The following is a 22,165-nucleotide window of genomic DNA, read 5'->3' as shown; positions in this document are numbered from 1 at the left end:
CGCGCAACTTGCCGTAAGCGGAAGGGAAGATCAAGTGCAGGGAACTAGGGTTGATAGCGGGCGACGACGGCGCGGTAGTTGCCATCCAGTGAATAGCCGCCGACGACGATGCAACCATCGGCCTGCACGGCCAATGAAGTGGCGGTGTCCGGGCCTCGACTCAGGCGTGTGCGGACCCAGCCCATGCCATTGGCGAAGCTGCGATCCAGCGCCCCATTGGGTAAGTAGCGAGCGAGAATGAAATCGCCTTCGAGCCCGCCGCCCGTCGCTCCGACCGTCAGTACACAGTCGTCCGGTTGTATCTGGGCGGCGGTCCACTGGCAGCCGCTGTGGCTGATTTCCAACAGTTGTGGTTGGCCGCTATTGCAATGCATGTCAGGTCGGCCATTGCTGTGAACGTTCAGGGCGAGGCAGTGCATCGGGTCGCGACTGCTGCCAAAACAATGCAAATCACCATTTTCGTGCTGGACGATCTGGCAGACCTGGGCACTCTGACCCCAGGCCTTGAAGCTCATGAAGCCATCCACGGCGAAGCCGTCATCCAGCTGGCCATCGGTGTGATAACGCGCCAGCAAACCTTCCTCGGGGAAGTTGATCGATCCGCCCACCAGGATTCGGCCGTCATGTTGCACCATCAGACTGTTCAGCCAGGTGTTCATCAATAAGTGCCGGACCATGACAAAGCCACGACCGTTGAAGGTGCTGTCCAGCGAGCCGTCGGCATTGAGTCGAATCAGCATGCCGACGTGATCGGTCAATTCAAAGTGATGATTGGCCAGCAGCAGGATTCGACCATCGTCCTGCACGCAGATATCACAGGCCTCGGTACCCGGTACGCCGGGTGGTAACCAGGCGTCGCGAGCGCCTTCGGAAAGCTTCCCCGGCAGGCGCACCACGCAGCGGCCGTGCTCACCAAAACCCTGTATCGGGCAGCCTCGTTGATCAAACATCGCCACGGCGGGCAACGTACGATGAGCATTTTCGTAGTGCAGGCCGGCCACCAGAATGTTCCCGTCGGCCAGCACCCGCACTGTGCCCGCCATGGCCTCGTAGCCGTGGGCGAATTGCCCGATGACGCTGCCTTGTTTGCCGAAGGCCAGATCCGCCGAACCATCCTCACGCAGGCGGGCCAGGCCAAAGCGGCTGCCACCTGGCGTGCCGACCTTGGCTGCCACCAATATTCGGCCGGTGTGGTCAATCGCCACGCCATTGACCCTGCTGGAGGTACTGCCGGCGAAATACACTTGAGTCTTGCCGCTGCCGGCGAAATGGCTATCGAGTTGCCCGGCGTCTTTCACCGCTGCCGGTATGGCAAAAGCAGTCTGGAGTGACATGCACGCATCTCCTTGCCAGTCGTCCTTGTCCGGGTGCCCGGAGGTTGACTGCATGAGAAGAACATTCAATCCCTGAATGCGATGATGCGCAACTGCCATTACGCTCGGGAGGAGCGGCGTTTTGTGCCAGAACAGTGTCTTCTCGAACCACTGACAAGCCTGCCAAGTAATCTGGTGGCTAGAAGTTGGAAAACGAAAATGGCGTTATGCAGCTGACCGTAGAAACCGTCAACTAAGGAGAAGAAGGGACGCGGATTACCGGGCGGTAATCCGCGAAAAAAATTAATGCGGCATGGACCACGATTGCAGTGTGTAACCTTCCTCGCTCAGCTCGGCGCGGGCTTGTTCCAGCAAGTGTGCAAGTTGCTGCGGATCGGAATAGGCACTGCTGGGGATTTGTTTGCGGCTGATGCGAGTGTTAGTGCGATCAATGATGGCCAGGCTGAGTTCGCCATTACCGTCTTGTGGAGCCCAAGCCACGCATTGAAAGGGTTGGAATGCGCGGTCGGCAATCAAAAGAGCTTCGTTGATACGGAGCGGGGCGTTCATGGGGTCTTCTCTCTGTGTGCCCAATCAAGTGATGTGCCGTCGGTTGGGCTTACCGTTCGGCTGGTTACTTGTACTGATGTCCGCAACCGGGGGTTGGGTCACACACAATCAAAAGAAATTTCAACTTTCTTTGATTCGCCGGCGATTCAGGCAGTTGCTGAAAGCTGAATGAAAGGTTCAATTCGTTAGGCAACTCATTAAGTGATTTTTTATAACTAATAAGCCGACGTCCCTATAAGCAATCGATACAAGCCCGCGTCAATATTTTGCTAGTGTTACACCGAAGCCCGCCAAATGACTGTTTTTAATAATATTTCCTAAAATTTGGCGCCAAGGAACAGTCATGATCGAAGCGCCTGCTTTACGACGTCTTTTAGTAGTGGATCCTTGCGACGACTGCCACCGTTTGCTGCCGGGTTTACGCGCTGTGGGTTGGGATGTCGACAGCTGTACCCTGGAAAACGCCGCGGAACGAACCTGCGACGTCGGCCTGTTGCGCTTGCAGCCATTTCATCTGGAGCGTCCGGAAGCCGTCAAGGAACTGATCACCCGTAGCGGTACCGAGTGGATCGCCGTGCTCGATCAGGATGTCCTGCGAATGCAGAATGTCGGGGATTTCGTCTGCGAATGGTTTTTTGACTTCCATACCTTGCCGTTCGATGTTTCAAGGGTTCAGGTCACTCTGGGCCGAGCGTTCGGCATGGCGCGCCTGCGCGGGCAGGGCACGGTTCATATCGATCAGCCTGAGCACGAACTGCTCGGCGACAGCAAACCGATTCGCGAGCTGCGCAAATTGCTGAGCAAACTGGCGCCCACCGAATCGCCGGTGCTGATCCGCGGCGAAAGCGGCACCGGTAAGGAATTGGTCGCCCGTACCCTGCATCAACAATCCCAGCGTCACAGCAAGCCATTCGTGGCGATCAACTGTGGCGCGATTCCCGAACACTTGATCCAGTCCGAATTGTTCGGTCACGAGAAGGGGGCCTTTACCGGCGCCCATCAGCGCAAGGTCGGGCGGATAGAAGCCGCCAACGGCGGCACCCTGTTTCTCGATGAAATAGGCGATCTGCCCCTGGAGCTGCAAGCCAATCTGTTGCGCTTCCTGCAGGAAAAACACATCGAGCGGGTTGGCGGCCATCAACCTATTCCGGTGGATGTGCGGGTATTGGCGGCGACGCACGTCGACCTTGAAGAGGCCATCGAGAACAAACGCTTTCGCGAAGATTTGTACTACCGTTTGAACGTCCTGCAAGTAGTCACCGTGCCGCTGCGTGAGCGCCATGGTGATCTATTGATGCTGGCCAACCACTTTTCCCATTTCTACAGCAGTGAAACCGGCCGTCGTCCGCGCAGCTTCAGCGAGGATGCGTTGGTCGCCATGGGCAAGCACGACTGGCCGGGCAATGTCCGCGAGCTGGCCAATCGGGTACGTCGTGGGCTGGTATTGGCCGAAGGACGACAGATCGAGGCGCGAGACCTGGGGCTGCTCAGTCAACACGCCTTCGCCACGCCGATGGGCACCCTTGAAGACTACAAGACCCGCGCCGAACGCCAGGCGCTGTGCGATGTGTTGAACCGGCACAGCGACAACCTGAGTGTTGCCGCCCGAGTCCTGGGCGTGTCGCGGCCGACTTTTTACCGATTGCTGCACAAGCACCAGATCCGCTAGGGCGGTGCAACAAAAAAGGCCCGCTACGAACAACTATCGTAGTGGGCCTTTTCTATTGCGGGGTGCGGTTTAGAAGTAGTACGGGAATTTCAGGCTGAAGGAAAAGTCCGGCGCATCGTCGGTCATACCGATGGACAAGTTGGGAACGATCGTCAGGTTGTCGGAGGCCGCGATGGTCATGCCGACGTTGAAGTAACCGGCGTTGGCGTCGCTGGACACCACCGACTCCCAATCCCCGCCATCCTGCTTGAGCTTGCTTTTGCGCTGCACCAGGTCAGACACCGAGAACGACATACTCATTTTTTCGTTCAGCGCGAACGCGATGCCCGCGCCAATCTGGAAGCTGTCGCCGATCCGCACCTTGCCCGGGACTTTCTGATTGACGGTGGCACTGATGTCGTCGAAGGAACCTTCGAAGTTGTGGGTGTAGGACAGGCTACCGAACAGAACCGCTGGATCGTAGGTCTTGACCAGCGAGATACCGGGGCTGATCGACCAGACGCCGTTGCCGGTTGGCAAGGTGTCAGGCACGAACAGGTTAGTATTGGCGTCGCTCTGGCGCAGTTTGATGCCGAACGGGTCCTTGCCGGTCGGCGCCTTGACGCGCAAGGTGACTACTGCATCCGGGGTGTTGACCGATTCGTCCAAGAATTTGTAGGCAATACCGAAGTTGACATCGCCCAGTGTCGGATCGCGTGTGACGCTTTCTTCGCTGGTCACTCCCGCCGCACCGTTGTTGGCGCCGCCGGATTGATACGTCGATTCGCGGTACACCACTGGTACGTTCAGGTCGAATTGCCAGCGATTGTCGAAGTTGTAGCGCCCGGTGAGGTCCAGCGTCCAGGTGTCGGCCTTGATCCGGTCCAGGTTGATGTTGCCCAGGAAGATCGAGTCCAGTGCGAGGAAGCCGTTGAGGATCAGCTGGCGGGTGTCGTAACGCGAATAGGTCAGCCCGGTTTCGAGGCTGAACTTGCCGCCGCCGAAGAATCCGCTGGCCTCGTCATACAGGTTGGAAACACTCTGTGCCGGTTGAGAGTCATCGGCCAGTGATTGTCCATAGGAACTGCCGCTGCCTGCGGCGCCTCCTGAAGCCGCGGCCGCTCCCGTCCTTGTGGCCACTTGCGGATTGCCTTTCATGTCGGCTGGCGACTTGGCCAGGCGTTTAGGCGGTGCCGCCGCCGGTTGATCCTCCACTTGGCGGACTCGTTGTTCGAGTACTGCCAAGGCCTTTTGTTGTACTTCGTATCGTTGCTTGAGCTCCATGAGTTGTTGCTTCAAAGCTTCCACGTCCGCATCGGACGCTGCTTGCAGCAGCGCCGACGGGAACAAAGTGCTCAGACAAACGATCGCGCGCAGTGGTACTGACCGATACATGATAAGCCGTCCCCCATGAAGCCCAATGATCGAACATCAGCGTAGTTCAATATCCCAGGCTGCGTAGTGCGTTGAGTTGACTCAGATTGCAGTTGACTGCTCCGGCATTTCGGCCGTTGTTGTTAAGCACTACATTAAGTTGCGTCAGGTTATTGACCCTGTTGCTGTTGCCCAGAAGCCGGGTGTTCTGCACCAGCCCCCCCTGAGCCGCTTTTTGCATGGCCGTACCTTGATTGTTGCTGGCCTGGATGGCCATTTGCACGCCACCACCGGTGTTCGACACCGCGACGCTACCGGCGGCATTGCTGTCGGTAATGGTTTGCCCGCTTGTCAGCACCTGCCCTTGGACGGGACTCGGCGCCGGCGCCTGGTTGGCCTCTTTGACGTTGATGGCGACATTGTTGTAGGCGGTATTGCCGTCACCAGCGGCGCGAACAGTTTGGGTGACTCCCTGGGTAGTGGTCAGTCCTGCGCCACCGATCACATTTCCGGTGCCCGATGGCGGCGTACTGCCGTTACCGGTTTCTTTAATGGTCGACACGTAAAGTTGCGGCTTTACGGTAGAGGCCTGGATCTGCATGGCCGTCGCCACCCCGATCTGGTCTCCGCTGGCATTGCGCCAGGTGCTGCTCATGATGATGCCAAAGCTGATGATCCGCCCTGGCATGACATAACGACCGCGTAGCTCGGCGAGCTCATGGTCCTTGAGTTCGATGGGTTTGAATCCTGCATTGGCATAACCCGATGCGCTTGCTGCCAGGCAAGCGGCGGCCAGCCAGTATGAGGTTTTCATCTGCTGCTCCCGGGGCATCCGGCCCTCTCTATCATCAGTGGGCGATTAGAAGAAGTCGCTCTGAATGAAGCCAAAGTCCATCAACTCGGCATCTTTGACCGGGTTGAAAGTGTCCAGCTTGTTCTTGGCCGTCAGCGGTTCCGGAGGGCTACGCAGTGCATTGGTTTTATCGTAACCAGGACCCACGATAGCGAAGACAATGCCGTTCCAGCCTTTGACAAAGTCATCATGGGAATAGCGTTTGTGCCCAAGCACCGGGTCGCCGATATAGACCCAGTTCTTGTCCGCCCGCTGCATCACCACGAAATGCTTGTAGCCGCGAATTTCCATCAGCACCACCACCGGAATGGTCACCGCTTCGAGTTTCTCGGGCGGTATCCGGTAGCCACGCGCGCGCATGCCGATTGCTTCGATGTAGCGCTTCATGTCCAGCATGGAGAAACCTTGAGTACGGACAAGGTTCTGATCAGCATTGATCAGCATGCCTTTGATGATGTGTTCCTCATCGACATCGAGCCAGTAAGCCTGGCGTAGCACCGTGGCCAGTGCGGCAGCGCCGCAGCTGAAGTCGGTTTTTTGTTCGACGATGTCGCTGAACTTGCGCTCACGCACGCTTTGCACCTGCTTGTAAACCAGCATGCCGCCAGGTAAGGCGGCGACTGGCATCTGTGCCGCCTGAGTCAGGCCACACAGGCACAGCAGGGCGAAAAAGGCTGTCGTACGCATGATCGATACGCCCTCGAGGAGCCATGGAAAGAAAGCCCCGTTGCCGGGGCTTTCATTTCGATCGCGATTACATGCAGGCTCTGCAGCCGGCAGCAATGGACAGAGAGTTGCTTTGTTGGTTGCCCACACCCGCCGACACGTTGGCACCGCCGTTGCCGGAGAAGCTGTTCATCGAGTTGGTCATGGAGGCGTTGTTCACAACCGGGTTTTTCCAGCCGTCTGGAGTCAGCACTTGATGGGTGGTGACGCCAGCCAGATCGAAGGTGCCCACGGCGCTGAATTTGAACTTGTCATCGCCTCTGTGACCCCAGCCACTGTCGTCGATCGTCCCGGTGCCTTTGGCCTTGAAGGTGCCCGAGGACGTGGTGGTATCGGTGAGGGTGGTGGTGACGTGGGTCCGGTCAGCCTTGTTGTCGACATCCAGGCCGGTGGTGGATTGGTAAGCGTCAGCCGAGGCTGTTGCTACCCGGCCGCCAGACACGGCAATCGCCAGGTTGTTTTTCTGTTGGTTGAAGTTGCCGGCAGTCACGTTGATGCCAATGTTGCCGGAGCCGTTGTTGCCAGCATTGTTGAGCGTGGCGTTATTTTGGGTAGAGCGGTTTTTGACGTAGTTGTCGGTGTTGTACTGATAGGCGTTGGACGTTGCAGTGGCAGAACCGAAGATGAAACTTTCATCGGCGGTCGCCAGCGCGGCGGCGTTGTCTTGTTGGTTGCCGTCACCGCCAGCCACGTTGGCGCCCATGTTGCCATTGGAACCGTTGAGTGAGTTGTCGGCATTGGCAGTGTTTTTGGTGCCCTGGTTAAGTACCGAGTTGCCGCTGCTGTCCTGTGTGTCCCCTACATAGGCGTTGGCGGCTGAGTCGATTGACAGCTGTTGTTCCCAGGTGGGGCCTTTGGGGCCGTGATGATGGTGGTGACCACGATCGTTGTCGCTGGCCTGTGCAGCCATCGCCATGACGGATGCCAAGGCGAAGACCAGAGGCTTGAGAGCCATTGTGGGTTTCATGGTGATTCTCCGTGCTTATTAGTTGGTTAAGTGTTGGTTACTTTCTAATCGCACTGCGTTCGGGTCAGTCAGCGACCCGTATGCTCAGGGTGTTAGCCATTCGGTTCCCCACCCCGGCACTCTGGTTCACCTGAGTCACTCCTCGGCTGCCGGTGAAGGCCTGGTCGCTTGTCACGACCTGGCGACTGCCTTTTGAAGCGTCAGTTGCCCCTGAGCTTGGTAACAACGCCACGTTCTGTTGAGAAAGGGCGCTATCGTCGACGCTTTGCGGCGCAGCACTGATGCTGATGCGCATTGCGTTGGCCATCTGGTTGTTGGCCCCGGCGCCCTGGTTGACACCCAGTGCACCGTTGCCTTGGCTGAAAGAGTTGCCGCCGATGGTGGCCGTCGCGTTCATCGACGGGTTGGCGGGCGTGTCGAGTTTCTGGATGACGCGGGTGGTCGCCGAGGCATCAGTGGTGCCGATGGCGATGGCGCGGGTATTGGCCTGTTGCTGTTGATCGCCGGAGGCCTGGTTGACGTTGAAGTTGCCGTTGTACCGGGCGCCGGAATCCAGGATGTTGGCGGTGTTGACCACCGGAACGCTGGAGTCGGCCATGGCGCCTGGGCTCACACTGGCACCGATGACCAGGGCGAGAAGGATCAGGGAGCGGCTCATGTCATTGACCTCCCGCCAATCTGCCCAACGGCGCGAGGCCGGAACTCATGGCATGGTTGATCGTTCCCGAAATCGCGCCACCGCTACCGCCGCCGTGACCGGCACTCATGCCGGGCATCCCATTGGGATTGGTCACGACATTGAGGCTGCCGGGTACGCTCCCGTTCTGATTGATGTTGTTGCTGATGGACGAACCGCTGGCCACGCTGGCGAACTCACCATCGCTCAGTTCGGTGCTGTTGAGTGTCGAGGTGACACGATCCGAAGGGTTGGCGTTGACAGTGGTCGGGTAGGGGTCTTTTTGGAACGGCGGCCTGCCGACGGTGTGGGGCTGTACATCACGAGTGAGTACGATCACGCCATTGCCTTCAGCCTGAACATCAAGACTGAGTACCGAGACGGCGGCACATCCGAGCAGCATCAAGCGCGTAAAGCCTTTACGAAAAGTCCCCACGACTGCGATTCCTTCTGTTGTGCGCTGGCCCTAATCAGCGTTGTGAAGGAGAGAGCGAAAGTCGTGCCGCTTTTTGATTGTTGTTTTGATTCAAGGGGTTATCGATCAGGCTAAATGGATCCTTGATTGAGCTGTTTCAGGCCTGAGACAAAAGCGGGGGCTATAACGGGGAAAAGTAGGCGCAACGCTCTGGATCCATAGCTTGCGTGGTGATGTATCAGCGCTTTAACACAGATCATGACGCAATGATGAATAGCGCTGAAACGGGCTGTTCGAGTGCAAAGGTATGTTTCACAAACGGACGCATTTGAAAAATTATCGCAACAAATGCTGGGGGGCTGGGGGGCTGTAGCAGCTGCTACAGCCGAATTCAGCAACCTAGCAGCAGAGTGACGGCCTGCAACGCTTGGGCTCGGCGTTCTGCCCAGTCACCCTGGATCACTTGAACAGGTTGGCGATGCCGTTCCAGCCACGCTTGAGTCGCGTTGAAAAAAGCCCGGCGTTGATCCAGCTGCGGCTGACAGCGCTGGCCATCGTCGGTCCAGTCGACGAGTTCAGGCGACAACAGCAAGTGCAAGTCGTAATGCCGGGCCAGCAGCGCTTGTTCGAGCCAGGCCGGGCAATCGCTGAACAGGGTCTGGCTCCAAAGCATGTTGCTCAGCAAGTGCGTGTCGAGAATCAGCAACGGTGGCGCAAGGGCGCGGGCATCATCTTCCCATTGCAACTGGCCGCGGGCGATCTCGGGGATATCCGCGAGGCAGGTGTCCCGTGCCTCCTGTTCAATGAACCAACGCACGTATTCACCCACCAGAACGCCGCCGAATTGCTGTTGCAGCTCGGTGGCGAGCCAGCTCTTGCCGCTCGATTCGGGGCCCGTGAGCACCAGCACTTTCATGTGCGCAACGCCGGGTCGGCGCGCCACGTCCGCCAGCCTTGCACCGCCAGCAGGGCGAAAACCCCATAGAGGGCGGCGGTCAGGTACAGCTCTTTGTAGATGAACAGGCCAACGAAGATGACGTCCAGCGCGACCCACAGCGGCCAGCATTGCAGGCGTTTTTGCGCCATCCATAACTGTGCTACCAGGCTGAAACCGGTCAAGGCAGCGTCGAGCCAGGGCTGGGCGGCGTCGGTCCAGTGAGCCATCGCAGCCCCCAGCAGCAGGCTGCCGACCGCGCCCACGGCCAGACCGAGCGCGACGGATTGGCCATCGAGCAGGCTGACGTGCCGCCCGTCATGCGTCACGCCCGCGCGAGTCCACTGCCTCCAGCCGTAAAGCTGCAACGCGGCGTAGATCACTTGCAGCAACATGTCCGAATACAGCTTCACCTCGAAAAAGATCCAGCTGTACAGCAGCACCATGACCAGACCGACCGGCCAGCACCAGGGGTTCTGTTTGACCGTCAGCCAGACGGCAATCACACCGAGGGCGGCGGCAAACAGTTCAAGCCCGGACATGGAGGATCCTTGGGGAAGACGAAAAGGGGGGAGGATTGTAGCGGCAGGCGCGGCCAAGTAGAACCGGCTTGCGCAGTCCGGTGTAGCAGCTGCCGAGCCTGCGAGGCTGCGTTCGGTGTGGGCCGCATTCGGACGAAGCCGTCGTAAATTCTGCGCACACGGTCTATCTGGAACCGGCGTCGCCTGATTTCACGACTGCTGCGCAGCCGAACGCAGGCTGCGCCAGCTGCTACAAGTGATCAGACGCGAAACTGCTTGAGCAACCCGTTCAACTGTTCGCTCAATGCCTTGAGATGAACACTGGCCACGCTCGACTGCTCGGCCGCCAATGCCGTGCTGTGGGACAACCCGGCGGCCTGGGTGACGTTCTGATTGATGTCTTCCACCACATGCGCCTGCTGCAAGGTTGCACTGGCAATCGAGGCATTCAAGCCGTTGAGGTTGCGCAAGGCCTGGCCGATGGCATTCAGGCTGGCACCGGCCAGGCCGGCCTGCTCGATGGTCAGTTGCGAGGCGCGGCTGCTGTCGCCAATGACCTTGACTGCCGCTTCGGAATGGCTTTGCAGGCGTTCGATCATCGACTGGATTTCTGCCGTCGACTTCTGGGTACGCTGGGCGAGCAGGCGCACTTCATCGGCGACCACCGCGAACCCTCGACCTTGCTCACCGGCCCGGGCGGCTTCGATGGCAGCGTTGAGGGCCAGCAGGTTGGTTTGCTCGGCGATAGAGCGAATCACTTCCAGGACACTGCCGATTTGCGTGCTTTCGTCGGCCAGCGTACGAATCACTTCCACCGCTTGATCGATGGTCGAAGACAGCTTGTCGATCTGCTGCAGGCTGCCATCGATATTGATCTGCCCCTGCTGCGCCTGAGATTCGGCATCGCGCATTTCACTGGCCGCGTGCTCGGCGTTTTTCGCCACATCCTGCACGCCGTAGGTCACTTCGTTGATCGCGGTCGCCACCAGTTCCATTTGCTGGGACTGCTGCTGGCTGCGTTGCTGGGCTTGTGCGGCGTCGTTGCCCAGTTCGCTGGAAGACTGGCCCAGCGCGCCGGCGGACACTTGCAACTGATTGATCACCAGGCGCAGCTTGGCGGTAAAGGCGTTGAAGTGTCGGGCCAGTTGCGTGACTTCGTCCTGGCCGTGGGTATCAAGGCTGCGGGTCAGGTCGCTTTCACCGCTGGCGATATTGGCCATGGCATTCACGGTTTCCTGCAGCGGGCGCACGATGCTGCGGGCAATCATGATCACCAGCAGCGCCATGATCAGGGCAATCACCAGGCCGACGAAAGACGCCTTCCAGACCTGCGCATTAAACTCGGCCTGCATGTCGTCGATGTACACGCCCGAGCCGATCACCCAACCCCAGGGCTCGAACAGTTTGACGTAGGAGGTTTTTTCCACCGGCGCACTGGCACCCGGTTTCGGCCAGCGATAGTTGACCATGCCTGCGCCCTTGGCCTTGGCGATGGCGGCCATTTCGTTGAACAGTGCAAAGCCATCCGGGTCGCGGATCGTCGAGAGGTTCTGGCCTTCAAGTTTTGGATTGGTCGGGTGCATGACCATGACCGGCGTCAGGTCGTTGATCCAGAAATAGTCATTCTGGTCGTAGCGCAAACCCCGCACGGCGGTCAGTGCCTGCTGTTGCGCGGCGGCGCGGGTGAGGGTGCCGGCGGTTTCCAGGCCGTGGTAGTAGGTCAGAATGCCACTGGCGGTCTGCACCACGTGCTGGGTTTTCTGGGCCTTGGCCTGATAGAGGTCGTCGTGGATCTGCTTGAGCATCAACGCACCCAACGTCAACAGCATCACCACGGCCACGATCAAGATAAGCCACAAGCGTCGACTGATCGACACACTGCGCAAGCTGTTCATAACGCTGTTACTCCGTTTTCTTGTTCTTGTCATAAACGATCGCCAGCATCCAACCACACGTTGCCGATCGGGGCCTATCCGACTCAGGTCTTATTACGCGGCAGCGTAAATGAGGCTTGTCTGATAGGATTTCGGCCCCGCGCGGAAAAACCTGAGTCCGAGTCGATTTTTCACGGAATTTTTACGGTTTTGTGTGGATCTTGTGCGCGCGGGGTTTCAGCGCACGCTGATCGCGAATAACGCTCTACAAATTATTAACGGGGCATGCCTGGGGGCATGGCTTCTTGGGGGAATGATGGATCTTTGGACAGCCTTTCAGGCATTGATTTTAGGCGTTATAGAAGGGCTGACCGAGTTCTTGCCCATTTCCAGTACCGGGCACCAGATCATTGTGGCGGACCTGCTCGACTTCGGCGGCGAGCGGGCGATGGCCTTCAACATCATCATTCAGCTCGGCGCGATTCTGGCGGTGGTCTGGGAGTTCCGTCGCAAGATCCTCGACGTGATCATCGGTTTACCGACGCAGCCCAGCGCTCGACGCTTTACCGCGAACCTGTTGATCGCCTTCATGCCGGCCGTGGTATTGGGGGTGATTTTCGCCGACCTGATCCACAAGTACCTGTTCAACCCGATCACTGTGGCCAGCGCATTGGTCGTGGGCGGGATTATCATGTTGTGGGCTGAACGCCGGCAGCATGTCGTGCATGCCGAAAGCGTCGATGACATCACCTGGAAAGAGGCCCTGAAAGTCGGTTTCGCCCAGTGCCTGGCGATGATCCCGGGGACCTCGCGTTCCGGTTCGACGATCATCGGCGGTTTGCTGTTCGGGTTGTCGCGCAAGACGGCCACCGAATTCTCGTTCTTCCTTGCCATGCCAACCATGGTCGGCGCAGCGGTTTACTCGGGCTACAAATACCGCCACCTGTTTGTTCCGGCTGATTTCCCGGTGTTCGCCATCGGCTTTGTCACCGCGTTTATCTTTGCAATGATCGCCGTCCGGGGCCTGCTCAAGTTCATCGCCAGCCACAGCTACGCGGCGTTCGCCTGGTACCGCATCGTGTTCGGCCTGGTGATCCTGGCGACCTGGCAGTTCGGTTGGGTCGACTGGACCGCGGCCAAGCCATGAGCGACGCCACCGCACGCAACAACCCCGGGCGCAAGTCCGGGGGAGCGATTCAAAACCTGCGGTTGAAATTGCTGGTGTTCGTTTTGCTGTGCGCAGTGCCGTTGTTTGGCTCGGTGTCGCTGTGGCTGCGCGGGGTGTCGGTGATTCCCCTGGCCGCCTATGGCATCGTCAGCGTGCTGGCGTTTTTCCTGTACTGGGGCGACAAGCACAAGGCCCGCGCCGACAGCTGGCGCACGCCGGAGAACGTCTTGCACGCGGTGGAACTGGCGGGCGGTTGGCCGGGTGCCTTGCTGGCCCAGCAAGTGTTTCGGCACAAAACCCGCAAGGTTTCGTTTCAACTGGTGTTCTGGCTCATCGTGCTGATGCATCAGGTGTTCTGGATCGACCAGTTGTTTTTGGGTGCTCAGCTGTTCGCGCTGTTCTAAAGCTGTTTAAAGCAGCAAGCCGATCTGCGTGCGCTTGGGCAACTTGCTCACCACCAGTTGGTGGGAACGTTGCAGCAAGCCTTGCAGCTCTTCGGTGCCCAGCGGGTAGGGCGTGTCCATGATGATCCACTGCGCCCGGACCAGATACGGCGCCGGGTGAATGCCCGGTCGGTCGCAATGGCCCAGGAACAGGTCCTTGTCGACCTTGAAGGCCAGGGACTGGCCCCGCAGGTTCTGCAAGGCGAACATCTTGCTCCCGGCAATCGAAAACACCCTCACGCCCCCCCACTTGTAATCCTCCCGCGCGCCGGGCAGCGCCAGGCAGAATTGCGCGACATCCTCTTCGCTCATTGGTCTTGCCTTCATAACAGTCGGTCCCCACAGGCATTGAATGATTCGATCAAATGGTCGATCCAGGCGCGTACTGCCGGCATTACGCCGCGCCGATGAGGGTAGACCGCTTGCAGCCAACCGCCCGGCAATGACCAGTCAGGTAGCAGCTGCACCAGTGAGCCGTTTTCCAGTTCCTGCTCGCAATACATCATCGGCAACACGGTGAAACCCAGCCCGGACAGGGTACACGCCTTGCGCACGAGAAAATCGTCGATGCCCAATCGGGCTTCGAATGTCATTTCACAGGCCTTGCCCTGCTGGTCGAGCATCCGCAGATGCACCAGCCGATCGGCTTCCAGTGCGCCCAATATCGGTACGTTTTTCAAGTCGTCCGGGGTCTTGATCTGCCGCTCGCGAAGAAACGCCGGGCTGGCGACCATGACAGTCTGCGCCTGACGTAAGCGGCGGGTGACCAGCAGTGGGTCTTCATCTCCCAGTTCCCGCACTCTCAAGGCGACATCGACGCCTTCGGTCACCAGGTCAACCCGGCGATTGAGCAGCAGCATCTCCAGCTGAACCTGCGGGAATTTCTCCAGGAACTTGCTGATCACCGACGGGAACATGTCGTGGGCCAACCCCACCGGGCAGGAAACCCGCAGCCGCCCCCGGGGTTCGCTGGACATGCTGGCCACCGCTTCGTCGGCCATCTCGGCCTCCAGCAGCATCGCCTGACAGTGCCGCAAGTAGCGCTCGCCCACGGCGGTCAGGTTGAGTTGGCGGGTGGTGCGTTGCAGCAGGCGCGCGCCCAGGCGTTCTTCCAGTTCGGCGATGCGTCGTGACAACCGAGACTTGGGAATCCCGAGCAAACGCCCGGCCGCCGCGAAGCCGCCGGCCTCGACCACCTTGGCGAAGTAGTAGAGGTCGTTGAGATCTTGCATGATTTAAATCCAGCTGTTCTATCAGTGGGACGAACTATCGCATTATTGCCAGCTAATCAGCTATTGGTTTCGTTGGTAGGATTGTTTCCATCAGATCGCCGGGTGGCGATCCTCACCTTGGAGATCCCACATGAAATTACTGCATATCGATTCGAGCATTCTGGGTGACAACTCGGCTTCCCGTCAGTTGAGCGGTGAAGTCGTCAAAGCCTGGCAAGCCGCCGAGCCTGGCGTTGTGGTGACTTACCGCGACCTGGCCGCCGATGCCATCAGCCATTTTTCCGCCGCCACGCTGGTCGCCGCTGGCACCGCCGCTGAGCTGCGCAACGCCGCGCAACAGCATGAAGCCGATTTGGGTGCGCAGGCCCTGGCCGAATTCCTCGCCTCCGATGCCGTCGTGATTGCAGCGCCGATGTACAACTTCACTATCCCGACCCAACTCAAGGCCTGGATCGACCGCATCGCCGTAGCCGGCCAGACTTTCCGCTACACCGAATCCGGCCCTGAAGGCCTGTGCGGCGGCAAGAAAGTGGTGATCGTTTCGACGGCTGGCGGTTTGCACGCTGGCCAACCGACCGGCACTGCTCATGAAGAGTACTTGAAGGTGATGTTCGGCTTCCTCGGTATCACCGACATCGAGTTCGTCCGCGCCCATGGCCTGGCCTACGGTGATGAAGTACGCAGCAAAGCCATGAGCGACGCTCAGGCGCAAATCAGCGAACAACTGTTCGCCGCCGCGTAAGGCTTGCGTAAAGTCGTAAACAGCTCGGGCAATACCCCTGAAACTCTGTATTCTGGTCATCGTGATGGCCAGGTACAGAGTTTTTTGTTTCTGGCGGCGATCAGTTTCTGGCCCAGGTTATGCAGTCGAGGGTTAATATCTGCGGTCAGGTAATAAGGTGGGGCATCCCATGGTGCGTCTTTGTGCAACATTACTGATTTGCCTGTTCGGCAGCCTGAATTCAGTGCACGCCGCGCCTGTGCTGTTTCCTCACTGGAGCGTCGGTTTCCATGAGATGACGTTCCTCGATCCGCTGGACTTGCAGCCGATGCGCGCCATCGCCTTTTATCCGTCCAGTGAGAGGGAACATTCCAGCAAGCTCGAGGGTTACACGGTCGAAGCCGGTGAAGACACCAAAGTCGCCATCGGACGCTTCCCGATGTTGATGCTGTCCCATGGCAACACCGGAACCCCGCTGGCCCTGCACGATCTGGCCACCTCGCTGGCACGCAAGGGGTTTGTGGTGGTGGCGGTGATCCATCCCGGCGACAACTCCAAAGACCACAGCCGCCTCGGCACCTTGAGCAATCTTTACGGGCGGCCGATCCAGATTTCCGAAGCCATTACCGCGACCTTGGGCGACCGTATGCTGGCGCCCTTCGTCAATGCCGATCAGGTCGGGGTGATCGGCTATTCGGCGGGCGGTGAGACCGCGTTGATCCTGTCCGGCGCCACGCCGGACCTGGACCGTCTGCGCCGTTATTGCCATGAGCGCCCGGACGATCATGATGCCTGCAACACACAAGGTGAATTGATCGTCGACCGCGATGACTTGCAGCCTGTGCCAGACCCACGAGTGCATGCCTTGTTGTTGATGGCACCGCTGAGTCTGAAATTCGGCCGCCAGACCCTGGCCGACGTGCATGTGCCGGTGCTGCTATACAGCGGCGATGGCGACAAACTGGTGGCGTTCGACAAAAACGCCGCAGCGCTGGCGCGCAAACTGCCGACTGCACCGGATTTCAAATTGCTGGCCGGGGCAGGGCATTTTGTGTTCCTGGCACCGTGCAACGAAGAACAGATCGCCGCCATGCCGGCGCTGTGCACCGATGCCGACGGCGTCGACCGCAAGGACATTCACCGCAACCTGATCTCCGAAGCCGGACGTTTCTTCTCCCATGCCCTGGGCAAACCGAGTCGGGCCGGCATGCAAACTGCCGATCAATAAACTCCCGCAAGAGATTTACAGCAGGCTTTAGACCATCGCCCGGTGTTTCAGTAACAGGGTCAAACCGAGCCCGGTCACGGACAACAACGCCGCACTGAAGAAAATCCACGCATACCCCAGGTTCAACGCCACCGCGCCCATCAACGGCCCGGCAATCGCCAGCGCCAGATCGAAAAACACCGCATAAGCACTCAAACCCGCGCCGCGACTGGAATTGGGCACCTGCTTGATCGCTTCCACGCCCAGCGCCGGATAGACCAGCGACAGGCCGAAGCCGGTCAGGCCTGCGCCAATCAAGGCGTAAACGGTCGAGGGCGCCAGCCACAACAGGATCAGCCCCAAGGTTTCAATGCTCATGCAGGCAATGGCCGAGGTGAAGCCGCCGAAACGGCTGATGCTGGAAATGAACAACAGCCGCGACAGAATAAAACACACCCCAAACACCGTCAGGCAGTAAGCCGCTCCCGTCCAGCTACGACTGGCGTAATACAGGGTAATAAAAGTGGTGAGCGTGCCGTAGCCGATAGACGCCAGGCTCAGGCTCGCGCCGAAAGGGGCAATGCGCCCGAATACCGCCCAAAACGGCAGCCGCTCGCCGCGAATCACTGGCACCGAGGGTTTGTTGCGGATCAACAGCAGTGCCAACAGGGCCAGTAACGACAGCACGATCCCGAGGCTGGCGAAGCCCAATTCAGCGACCATCACCACGCCCAACGGTGCGCCAATGGCAATGGCGCCGTATGAGGCAATCCCGTTCCAGGAAATCGAACGTGCCGTGTGCTCGACACCGACCTGGCCCATGCACCAACTGATGGTGCCGACTCCGATCAACCCTTGGGCGATCCCCAGCAACAACCGGCCAGCGATCAGGATGATCAGGCTCAACAGCGGCAAACTTTGCAGCAGGGTCGACAGCAGCGTCAGCACGCCGCTCAACACAATCCCCGACAACCCGTAAACAATTGCCCGTTTGGTGCCGACGCTGTCCGACAAGCGCCCGGCCATCGGACGGCTGAGCAGGGTGGCCAGGTATTGCGAACCGATGGTCAGCCCCGCAACGATGGCGCTGAACCCCAACTGTTCATGCACATACCCCGGCAACACGGCAATCGGCAGGCCGATGCAGAGGAAGGCAATAAAGCTATAGAAAACGATGGAAACGATCTGCAGGGTGATCGCCATGGAGCTTTGCGGGGGCAGTTGCTGCACAGACATGAGAGCTCGATCGCGGGCGGCGGTAGGAGAACTGCATCATGGCGCGGGCGTGAAATAAAAGAAAGCAGGCTAACGATGTGGATGACAGATCGGCTGTAAGTGGATCAACCTGAAATGCAAAAAGCCCCGTCACCAGGACGGGGCTTTCCATTTGCAGCCAGAAGCCGCCTTACATCAACACACCCTGACTACGCAGGTAGTCGTCATAGGTGCCGCTGAAGTCGATCACGCCATCGGCGCTCAACTCGATGATGCGGGTGGCCAGGGACGATACGAACTCACGGTCGTGGCTGACGAAAATCAGCGTGCCCGGGTAGTTCTCCAGCGCCAGGTTCAGCGCCTCGATGGATTCCATGTCCAAGTGGTTGGTCGGTTCGTCCATTACCAGCACGTTCGGCTTTTGCAGGATCAGCTTGCCGAACAGCATGCGACCTTGCTCACCACCGGAGATGACCTTGACCGACTTGAGGATCTCGTCGTTGGAGAACAGCATACGCCCGAGGGTGCCGCGAACCAGTTGCTCGCCGCCCTGGGTCCATTGGCCCATCCAGTCGAACAGGTTGCAGTCGTCTTCGAAGTCGTGCGCGTGGTCCTGGGCGTAGTAGCCCAGCTCGGCGGCGTCGGTCCATTTCACGGTGCCGGCGTCCGGGGTCAGTTCGTTGACCAGGGTGCGCAGCAGGGTGGTTTTACCGATACCGTTCGGGCCGATGATCGCCACTCGCTCGCCGGCTTCAACGGTGAAGCTGAAGTCCTTGAACAGGGTCTTGCCGTCGAAGCCTTTGGCCATGCGCTCGACGATGACCGCCTGACGGTGCAGCTTTTTGGTCTGCTCGAAACGAATGAACGGGCTGACACGGCTCGAAGGTTTGACTTCGGCCAGCTGGATCTTGTCGATCTGCTTGGCGCGGGAAGTTGCCTGCTTGGCTTTCGAGGCGTTGGCCGAGAAGCGACTGACGAACGATTGCAGTTCCGAGATCTGCGCTTTCTTCTTGGCGTTGTCCGACAGCAGTTGCTCGCGGGACTGGGTCGCCACGGTCATGTACTCGTCGTAGTTGCCTGGGAACAGGCGCAGCTCGCCGTAATCCAGGTCAGCCATGTGGGTGCACACGCTGTTCAGGAAGTGACGGTCGTGGGAGATGATGATCATCAGGCTGGAGCGTTGGGTCAGTACGTTTTCCAGCCAGCGGATGGTGTTGATGTCCAGGTGGTTGGTCGGTTCGTCGAGCAACAGCACTTCAGGATCGGAGAACAGCGCCTGCGCCAGCAACACGCGCAGTTTCCAGCCCGGCGACACTTCGCTCATCGGGCCGAAGTGCTGCTCGATGCCGATACCCAGGCCCAGCAACAGCTCGCCGGCACGGGACTCGGCGGTGTAGCCGTCCATTTCGGCGAATTCGGTTTCCAGCTCGGCCACGGCCATGCCGTCTTCTTCGGTCATTTCCGGCAGCGAGTAGATGCGATCGCGCTCGGCCTTGACCTTCCACAGCTCTTCGTGACCCATGATCACGGTATCGATCACGGTGAATTCTTCGTAGGCGAACTGGTCTTGACGCAATTTACCCAGACGCACGTTCGGCTCAAGCATGACCTGGCCACCGGACGGCTCGAGATCGCCACCGAGGATTTTCATGAAAGTCGACTTGCCGCAACCGTTGGCGCCGATCAGGCCGTAGCGGTTGCCCGCGCCGAATTTGACCGAAACGTTTTCGAATAGCGGCTTGGCGCCGAACTGCATCGTGATGTTAGCTGTGGAGATCAATTACTTTACCTATCAATGGGTTGCGAGCTGCGCATTTTGGCGCTTGGGCCATACCTGGGGCGTTTTGGAGTTTCTCCATCTCTCCCCAGTCACCGCTAGACTTCAACCGGCGCGCATAAGTCGAGAGCAGCATCTGGACGCTTGTCCAAGCTGTTGGGCAATAAAGGCGGGATTCATGCCAGACATTCTGCATATTGTCGCATAAGTGTGACGGCAGTTGTACGGCGCGCGATAACGTGTCGCGAGCTTCTTCAGGTTGGCCCCGCTGCTTGGGTCTGCCCGAGGGGATGGTTCATCCTGGTGGGTGGCGAAACGCTGCGCAAATCCTTGATTACACGCCAATGTTATTTTTGTTCAGCGTTGTGTTAGGGACACTGGGCGCTGCTCTGGGTAAAGTCGGCAGCGCTTGCCCGGCCAGGTGTCTTTCAGAAGGATTGCTGAATGGCCAGCACTTGGTCAGGGTGGGCACCTATTCGGATTTATCTCTCCATGCCGCATGAGGCGGCAGTCTCTCTCCAGGGCATCGAGGCTTTGGTTGCTCTTGCCAGATGATTCGTTCTAAGCGACTAGAATATAAACGGCCTCTAGTCACGGATGAATCAAATGAAACTGATTTTGGTCGTGTTAATCATTGGTTTGTTGGCCTGGAAGCTTTCCCCCGAGTTACAACCTTGGGTTGAAGCCAAGCTACCGCCCCCGAAAGTAACCCCTACAGTCGCGACTGCGCCGAAACCTGTTTCTGCGCCATTCAAATGTGACGGACGCCAATATTGCTCGCAGATGACCTCGTGTGCAGAGGCCAAAAAATTTCTGCAAAATTGTCCGGGAATGAAAATGGATGGCGACAACGATGGCGTGCCCTGTGAGTCGCAGTGGTGCCAATGACTTTTGCCGCGGGACAAGGGGAATAAACGGGCCTGACGGCTACAAAACTTGTAATAAGTTGTCCGTGATTGTTCCCGAAAAAATAGTCTTTACCGGCCCGATGAGAAAGACCGGGCCCACGCCATCCCATTGAACCGTTACGGTGCCGCCATCACATTCAACCTCAACGGAATGGTCTAATAAACCACGACGAATTCCGCTGACAGCGGCGCCACAAGAGCAAGAGCCTGAACCAAGCGGAATACCACCCCAGCGCTCCCAAATGCGCAACCGTATGTGTTGTCGGTTAATGATCTGGACGAAATGCACGTTCGTCCTGAGAGGAAACAGTGGGTCGGTTTCAATGGTCGGTCCGATGGTCGCTATATCAATGGCTGTCAGATCATCCACAAAATAGGTGCAGTGAGGATTGCCCATGCTGCAAGCTGCCGGGCCACCAGCCAGTGGCAAGACAGCAGTGTCCAGTTCCTGAGCCAGGGGAATATCCGACCAGCCGAAAAGCGGCTCGCCCATGTTGACCGAAATTGCGCCGGCTGAAGTTCGTTCGCAAGTGAGTAGGCCACGGTTGGTTCGCAGCGCTATCGAAGTCATATTGGATTCGCGCATCAGCATGTCCGCGGCACCCCGCGTTGCGCTGCCACAAGCATCCAGCGTGGAGCCATCTGCATTCCAAAACATCAAGCGGGCATCGGCATCATCGCAATCAAGCACTGCTGCGAGTTGATTGAATCCGACGCCTCGGTTCCGATCACCCATTCGCCGAGCCAAACTACTTGTCACTGGATTGGCCGAGTTTCGCGAGTCCACAATGACGAAGTCATCGCCATTGGCGTGCATTTTATGAAAACTCAGCGGCATAAATAGATCCTGGGCGAACTGGCGTTTGAGAACGATCTAGCCCCAATCACATAACCTTTGCAAGCCGTGAGCGGGTAAAGAAAAACACCGGCCCTCGAAACCGATAACGATTGATCGACTCTTGAATTAGTATTCCATCCCCCACCCAAGGAACATGGAAGTGAGAAACAAATTCGCAGCAGGTATGTTCTGTTTCCTGACGATTGTGACGGCTCAATACGCTGACTCCAGCGCTACGGATGAGTCCGCCGAAAACGCCTCATTGCTCTGCAAAATCCTCGATGGCAATGATGCCTTGACCCAGGCCTCCGAATTCTCGGCCGAGGATCGTACGGTCAATATCTCTGTAGACCGTTCTCCAGAGGAAGCCAAAAAGCTTTGCCCGGAAATCAGCGCCATCGTCGAGTATCACGAGATGACTTTTACGCAAGGCTGGACTGTGCAGATCACTTCTCCAGACAGTGGTTATGACGTTGTTGCTATCTGCCCGCTGTAATGATGGTGGTTGTCCTGTACGCCAGTGATCAGGTGCAGTGGAATGTGCTGTTGCTCATCAATGCATGTGATTTCGAAACTGCCCACTATTTGAGGGGGGCGCTCACTCAGCCCGGTCGACTCTTCTTCCTTTGCCTTAGCCATTCTCGCGTGGTTCGCTGCGATTTCGTTGAGAGTTGACACGTTACATCTCCCGGTGACTGACCAAGCGTATCGCTGGAGTCCTTAAACGTTAATGTGAATGCCGCCGCGTCAGAATTACGTCGTTCTGGGGCCGCTATCGCCGGCAT

Annotated in this window: 24 protein-coding genes and 1 pseudogene; 7 read left to right on the top strand and 18 right to left on the bottom strand. The window is 58.4% G+C overall.

The window, feature by feature from the left end; genetic code table 11:
* Positions 1–44: 44 nt before the first annotated feature.
* Positions 45–1,334: a hypothetical protein gene (locus tag AC07V0_RS13565; RefSeq protein ID WP_495019621.1), complete on the bottom strand. Its 1,290-nt coding sequence runs from the start codon at positions 1,332–1,334 to the stop codon at positions 45–47.
* A gap of 282 nt (positions 1,335–1,616) precedes the next feature.
* On the bottom strand, positions 1,617–1,883 hold the full coding sequence (locus AC07V0_RS13560; protein WP_064618110.1) for a hypothetical protein: 267 nt from the start codon (positions 1,881–1,883) through the stop codon (positions 1,617–1,619).
* Between the two features lie 343 nt (positions 1,884–2,226).
* Here AC07V0_RS13560 and AC07V0_RS13555 point away from each other — a divergent pair, with 343 nt between their 5' ends.
* Positions 2,227–3,552 carry a sigma-54 dependent transcriptional regulator gene (locus AC07V0_RS13555; protein WP_007937802.1) on the top strand — a complete coding sequence of 442 codons (1,326 nt, stop codon included), beginning with the start codon at positions 2,227–2,229 and terminating at the stop codon, positions 3,550–3,552.
* A 69-nt stretch (positions 3,553–3,621) separates the two neighbouring features.
* On the opposite strand, the gene fapF is transcribed toward AC07V0_RS13555, so the two are convergent.
* The 9 genes from fapF to AC07V0_RS13510 all read right to left on the bottom strand — a co-directional run bounded on the left by fapF (position 3,622) and on the right by AC07V0_RS13510 (position 11,892).
* Positions 3,622–4,926 carry a fibril amyloid transporter FapF gene (gene fapF / locus AC07V0_RS13550; RefSeq protein ID WP_495019620.1) on the bottom strand — a complete coding sequence of 435 codons (1,305 nt, stop codon included), beginning with the start codon at positions 4,924–4,926 and terminating at the stop codon, positions 3,622–3,624.
* Between the two features lie 46 nt (positions 4,927–4,972).
* A complete protein-coding gene (gene fapE, locus AC07V0_RS13545) occupies positions 4,973–5,719 on the bottom strand; it encodes a fibril amyloid subunit FapE (protein ID WP_495019619.1) in 747 nt (248 codons plus the stop codon).
* A gap of 45 nt (positions 5,720–5,764) precedes the next feature.
* A complete protein-coding gene (gene fapD, locus AC07V0_RS13540) occupies positions 5,765–6,445 on the bottom strand; it encodes a fibril amyloid maturation endopeptidase FapD (RefSeq protein ID WP_018926079.1) in 681 nt (226 codons plus the stop codon).
* Between the two features lie 67 nt (positions 6,446–6,512).
* The gene (gene fapC, locus AC07V0_RS13535) at positions 6,513–7,451 is read right to left on the bottom strand and encodes an amyloid-like fimbrin subunit FapC (RefSeq protein WP_086946101.1); all 939 of its coding nucleotides are present in this window, start codon (positions 7,449–7,451) and stop codon (positions 6,513–6,515) included.
* A 64-nt stretch (positions 7,452–7,515) separates the two neighbouring features.
* Positions 7,516–8,109: a fibril amyloid subunit FapB gene (gene fapB, locus AC07V0_RS13530; RefSeq protein ID WP_495019618.1), complete on the bottom strand. Its 594-nt coding sequence runs from the start codon at positions 8,107–8,109 to the stop codon at positions 7,516–7,518.
* Position 8,110: 1 nt separating this feature from the next.
* Complete coding sequence (fapA, locus tag AC07V0_RS13525) at positions 8,111–8,563, bottom strand: functional amyloid chaperone FapA (RefSeq protein WP_064618101.1); 453 nt, start codon at positions 8,561–8,563, stop codon at positions 8,111–8,113.
* Between the two features lie 370 nt (positions 8,564–8,933).
* Entirely contained in the window at positions 8,934–9,458 is a 525-nt protein-coding gene (locus AC07V0_RS13520; protein WP_495019617.1) for an AAA family ATPase, read from the bottom strand.
* The gene (gene pnuC, locus AC07V0_RS13515) at positions 9,455–10,018 is read right to left on the bottom strand and encodes a nicotinamide riboside transporter PnuC (RefSeq protein ID WP_064618096.1); all 564 of its coding nucleotides are present in this window, start codon (positions 10,016–10,018) and stop codon (positions 9,455–9,457) included. Before pnuC ends, AC07V0_RS13520 begins: the two co-directional genes overlap by 4 nt.
* 239 nt (positions 10,019–10,257) lie before the next feature.
* Positions 10,258–11,892 (bottom strand): methyl-accepting chemotaxis protein, encoded by a 1,635-nt coding sequence (locus AC07V0_RS13510; RefSeq protein ID WP_495019616.1) that lies wholly within the window; start codon positions 11,890–11,892, stop codon positions 10,258–10,260.
* Between the two features lie 295 nt (positions 11,893–12,187).
* Here AC07V0_RS13510 and AC07V0_RS13505 point away from each other — a divergent pair, with 295 nt between their 5' ends.
* Both AC07V0_RS13505 and AC07V0_RS13500 read left to right on the top strand, forming a co-directional pair.
* Entirely contained in the window at positions 12,188–13,018 is an 831-nt protein-coding gene (locus AC07V0_RS13505; RefSeq protein ID WP_192350611.1) for an undecaprenyl-diphosphate phosphatase, read from the top strand.
* Positions 13,015–13,443, top strand: a complete 429-nt coding sequence (locus AC07V0_RS13500) for a DUF1294 domain-containing protein (RefSeq protein WP_018926071.1) — start codon at positions 13,015–13,017, stop codon at positions 13,441–13,443. Before AC07V0_RS13505 ends, AC07V0_RS13500 begins: the two co-directional genes overlap by 4 nt.
* A 6-nt stretch (positions 13,444–13,449) precedes the next feature.
* Here the strand turns inward: AC07V0_RS13500 and AC07V0_RS13495 are convergent, their stop codons facing one another.
* Positions 13,450–13,809, bottom strand: coding sequence for an MmcQ/YjbR family DNA-binding protein (locus tag AC07V0_RS13495; protein WP_495019615.1), 360 nt, complete (start codon positions 13,807–13,809; stop codon positions 13,450–13,452).
* Positions 13,806–14,714, bottom strand: coding sequence for a LysR substrate-binding domain-containing protein (locus AC07V0_RS13490; RefSeq protein ID WP_018926069.1), 909 nt, complete (start codon positions 14,712–14,714; stop codon positions 13,806–13,808). The genes AC07V0_RS13495 and AC07V0_RS13490 overlap by 4 nt, the downstream gene beginning before the upstream one ends.
* A gap of 130 nt (positions 14,715–14,844) precedes the next feature.
* Here AC07V0_RS13490 and AC07V0_RS13485 point away from each other — a divergent pair, with 130 nt between their 5' ends.
* Both AC07V0_RS13485 and AC07V0_RS13480 read left to right on the top strand, forming a co-directional pair.
* Positions 14,845–15,456, top strand: a complete 612-nt coding sequence (locus tag AC07V0_RS13485; protein ID WP_495019614.1) for an FMN-dependent NADH-azoreductase — start codon at positions 14,845–14,847, stop codon at positions 15,454–15,456.
* Positions 15,457–15,625: 169 nt separating this feature from the next.
* Positions 15,626–16,663 carry an alpha/beta hydrolase family protein gene (locus AC07V0_RS13480; RefSeq protein ID WP_018926067.1) on the top strand — a complete coding sequence of 346 codons (1,038 nt, stop codon included), beginning with the start codon at positions 15,626–15,628 and terminating at the stop codon, positions 16,661–16,663.
* Positions 16,664–16,690: 27 nt separating this feature from the next.
* On the opposite strand, the gene AC07V0_RS13475 is transcribed toward AC07V0_RS13480, so the two are convergent.
* The 3 genes and pseudogenes from AC07V0_RS13475 to AC07V0_RS13465 form a co-directional block, all read right to left on the bottom strand.
* Positions 16,691–17,878 carry an MFS transporter gene (locus AC07V0_RS13475; RefSeq protein ID WP_495019613.1) on the bottom strand — a complete coding sequence of 396 codons (1,188 nt, stop codon included), beginning with the start codon at positions 17,876–17,878 and terminating at the stop codon, positions 16,691–16,693.
* Positions 17,879–18,047: 169 nt separating this feature from the next.
* Positions 18,048–19,637 carry an ABC-F family ATPase gene (locus AC07V0_RS13470; RefSeq protein ID WP_026286413.1) on the bottom strand — a complete coding sequence of 530 codons (1,590 nt, stop codon included), beginning with the start codon at positions 19,635–19,637 and terminating at the stop codon, positions 18,048–18,050.
* Positions 19,621–19,892 (bottom strand): annotated as a pseudogene (locus AC07V0_RS13465) (hypothetical protein); the annotation flags it as partial. The pseudogene AC07V0_RS13465 and the gene AC07V0_RS13470, both read right to left, overlap by 17 nt.
* Positions 19,893–20,240: 348 nt before the next feature.
* Here AC07V0_RS13465 and AC07V0_RS13460 point away from each other — a divergent pair.
* Positions 20,241–20,522, top strand: a complete 282-nt coding sequence (locus tag AC07V0_RS13460) for an excalibur calcium-binding domain-containing protein (protein ID WP_081626508.1) — start codon at positions 20,241–20,243, stop codon at positions 20,520–20,522.
* Between the two features lie 39 nt (positions 20,523–20,561).
* On the opposite strand, the gene dapF is transcribed toward AC07V0_RS13460, so the two are convergent.
* Positions 20,562–21,380 carry a diaminopimelate epimerase gene (dapF, locus tag AC07V0_RS13455; protein ID WP_064618087.1) on the bottom strand — a complete coding sequence of 273 codons (819 nt, stop codon included), beginning with the start codon at positions 21,378–21,380 and terminating at the stop codon, positions 20,562–20,564.
* A gap of 154 nt (positions 21,381–21,534) precedes the next feature.
* Here dapF and AC07V0_RS13450 point away from each other — a divergent pair, with 154 nt between their 5' ends.
* Complete coding sequence (locus AC07V0_RS13450; RefSeq protein WP_495019612.1) at positions 21,535–21,876, top strand: hypothetical protein; 342 nt, start codon at positions 21,535–21,537, stop codon at positions 21,874–21,876.
* On the opposite strand, the gene AC07V0_RS13445 is transcribed toward AC07V0_RS13450, so the two are convergent.
* Positions 21,846–22,058: a hypothetical protein gene (locus tag AC07V0_RS13445; RefSeq protein ID WP_111453605.1), complete on the bottom strand. Its 213-nt coding sequence runs from the start codon at positions 22,056–22,058 to the stop codon at positions 21,846–21,848. The two genes, AC07V0_RS13450 and AC07V0_RS13445, sit on opposite strands and share 31 nt — an antisense overlap.
* Positions 22,059–22,165 lie beyond the last annotated feature (107 nt).

It is taken from the genome of Pseudomonas sp. GW821-FHT01E10 (assembly GCF_059422365.1).
This window is presented reverse-complemented; position numbering and strand designations above follow the sequence as displayed.

Excerpts from the sequence above, each read along its gene's own strand:
- AC07V0_RS13490 (WP_018926069.1), bottom strand. The coding sequence starts at position 14,714 with ATGCAAGATCTCAACGACCTCTACTACTTCGCCAAGGTGGTCGAGGCC.
- dapF (WP_064618087.1), bottom strand. The coding sequence starts at position 21,380 with ATGCCGCTGAGTTTTCATAAAATGCACGCCAATGGCGATGACTTCGTC.
- fapD (WP_018926079.1), bottom strand. The coding sequence starts at position 6,445 with ATGCGTACGACAGCCTTTTTCGCCCTGCTGTGCCTGTGTGGCCTGACT.
- fapF (WP_495019620.1), bottom strand. The coding sequence starts at position 4,926 with ATGTATCGGTCAGTACCACTGCGCGCGATCGTTTGTCTGAGCACTTTG.
- AC07V0_RS13450 (WP_495019612.1), top strand. The coding sequence starts at position 21,535 with ATGGAAGTGAGAAACAAATTCGCAGCAGGTATGTTCTGTTTCCTGACG.
- AC07V0_RS13560 (WP_064618110.1), bottom strand. The coding sequence starts at position 1,883 with ATGAACGCCCCGCTCCGTATCAACGAAGCTCTTTTGATTGCCGACCGC.
- AC07V0_RS13495 (WP_495019615.1), bottom strand. The coding sequence starts at position 13,809 with ATGAAGGCAAGACCAATGAGCGAAGAGGATGTCGCGCAATTCTGCCTG.
- AC07V0_RS13500 (WP_018926071.1), top strand. The coding sequence starts at position 13,015 with ATGAGCGACGCCACCGCACGCAACAACCCCGGGCGCAAGTCCGGGGGA.
- AC07V0_RS13480 (WP_018926067.1), top strand. The coding sequence starts at position 15,626 with ATGGTGCGTCTTTGTGCAACATTACTGATTTGCCTGTTCGGCAGCCTG.
- fapC (WP_086946101.1), bottom strand. The coding sequence starts at position 7,451 with ATGAAACCCACAATGGCTCTCAAGCCTCTGGTCTTCGCCTTGGCATCC.
- AC07V0_RS13565 (WP_495019621.1), bottom strand. The coding sequence starts at position 1,334 with ATGTCACTCCAGACTGCTTTTGCCATACCGGCAGCGGTGAAAGACGCC.
- AC07V0_RS13460 (WP_081626508.1), top strand. The coding sequence starts at position 20,241 with ATGAAACTGATTTTGGTCGTGTTAATCATTGGTTTGTTGGCCTGGAAG.
- pnuC (WP_064618096.1), bottom strand. The coding sequence starts at position 10,018 with ATGTCCGGGCTTGAACTGTTTGCCGCCGCCCTCGGTGTGATTGCCGTC.
- AC07V0_RS13505 (WP_192350611.1), top strand. The coding sequence starts at position 12,188 with ATGGATCTTTGGACAGCCTTTCAGGCATTGATTTTAGGCGTTATAGAA.
- AC07V0_RS13520 (WP_495019617.1), bottom strand. The coding sequence starts at position 9,458 with ATGAAAGTGCTGGTGCTCACGGGCCCCGAATCGAGCGGCAAGAGCTGG.
- AC07V0_RS13555 (WP_007937802.1), top strand. The coding sequence starts at position 2,227 with ATGATCGAAGCGCCTGCTTTACGACGTCTTTTAGTAGTGGATCCTTGC.
- AC07V0_RS13485 (WP_495019614.1), top strand. The coding sequence starts at position 14,845 with ATGAAATTACTGCATATCGATTCGAGCATTCTGGGTGACAACTCGGCT.
- fapB (WP_495019618.1), bottom strand. The coding sequence starts at position 8,109 with ATGAGCCGCTCCCTGATCCTTCTCGCCCTGGTCATCGGTGCCAGTGTG.
- AC07V0_RS13475 (WP_495019613.1), bottom strand. The coding sequence starts at position 17,878 with ATGTCTGTGCAGCAACTGCCCCCGCAAAGCTCCATGGCGATCACCCTG.
- fapE (WP_495019619.1), bottom strand. The coding sequence starts at position 5,719 with ATGAAAACCTCATACTGGCTGGCCGCCGCTTGCCTGGCAGCAAGCGCA.
- AC07V0_RS13510 (WP_495019616.1), bottom strand. The coding sequence starts at position 11,892 with ATGAACAGCTTGCGCAGTGTGTCGATCAGTCGACGCTTGTGGCTTATC.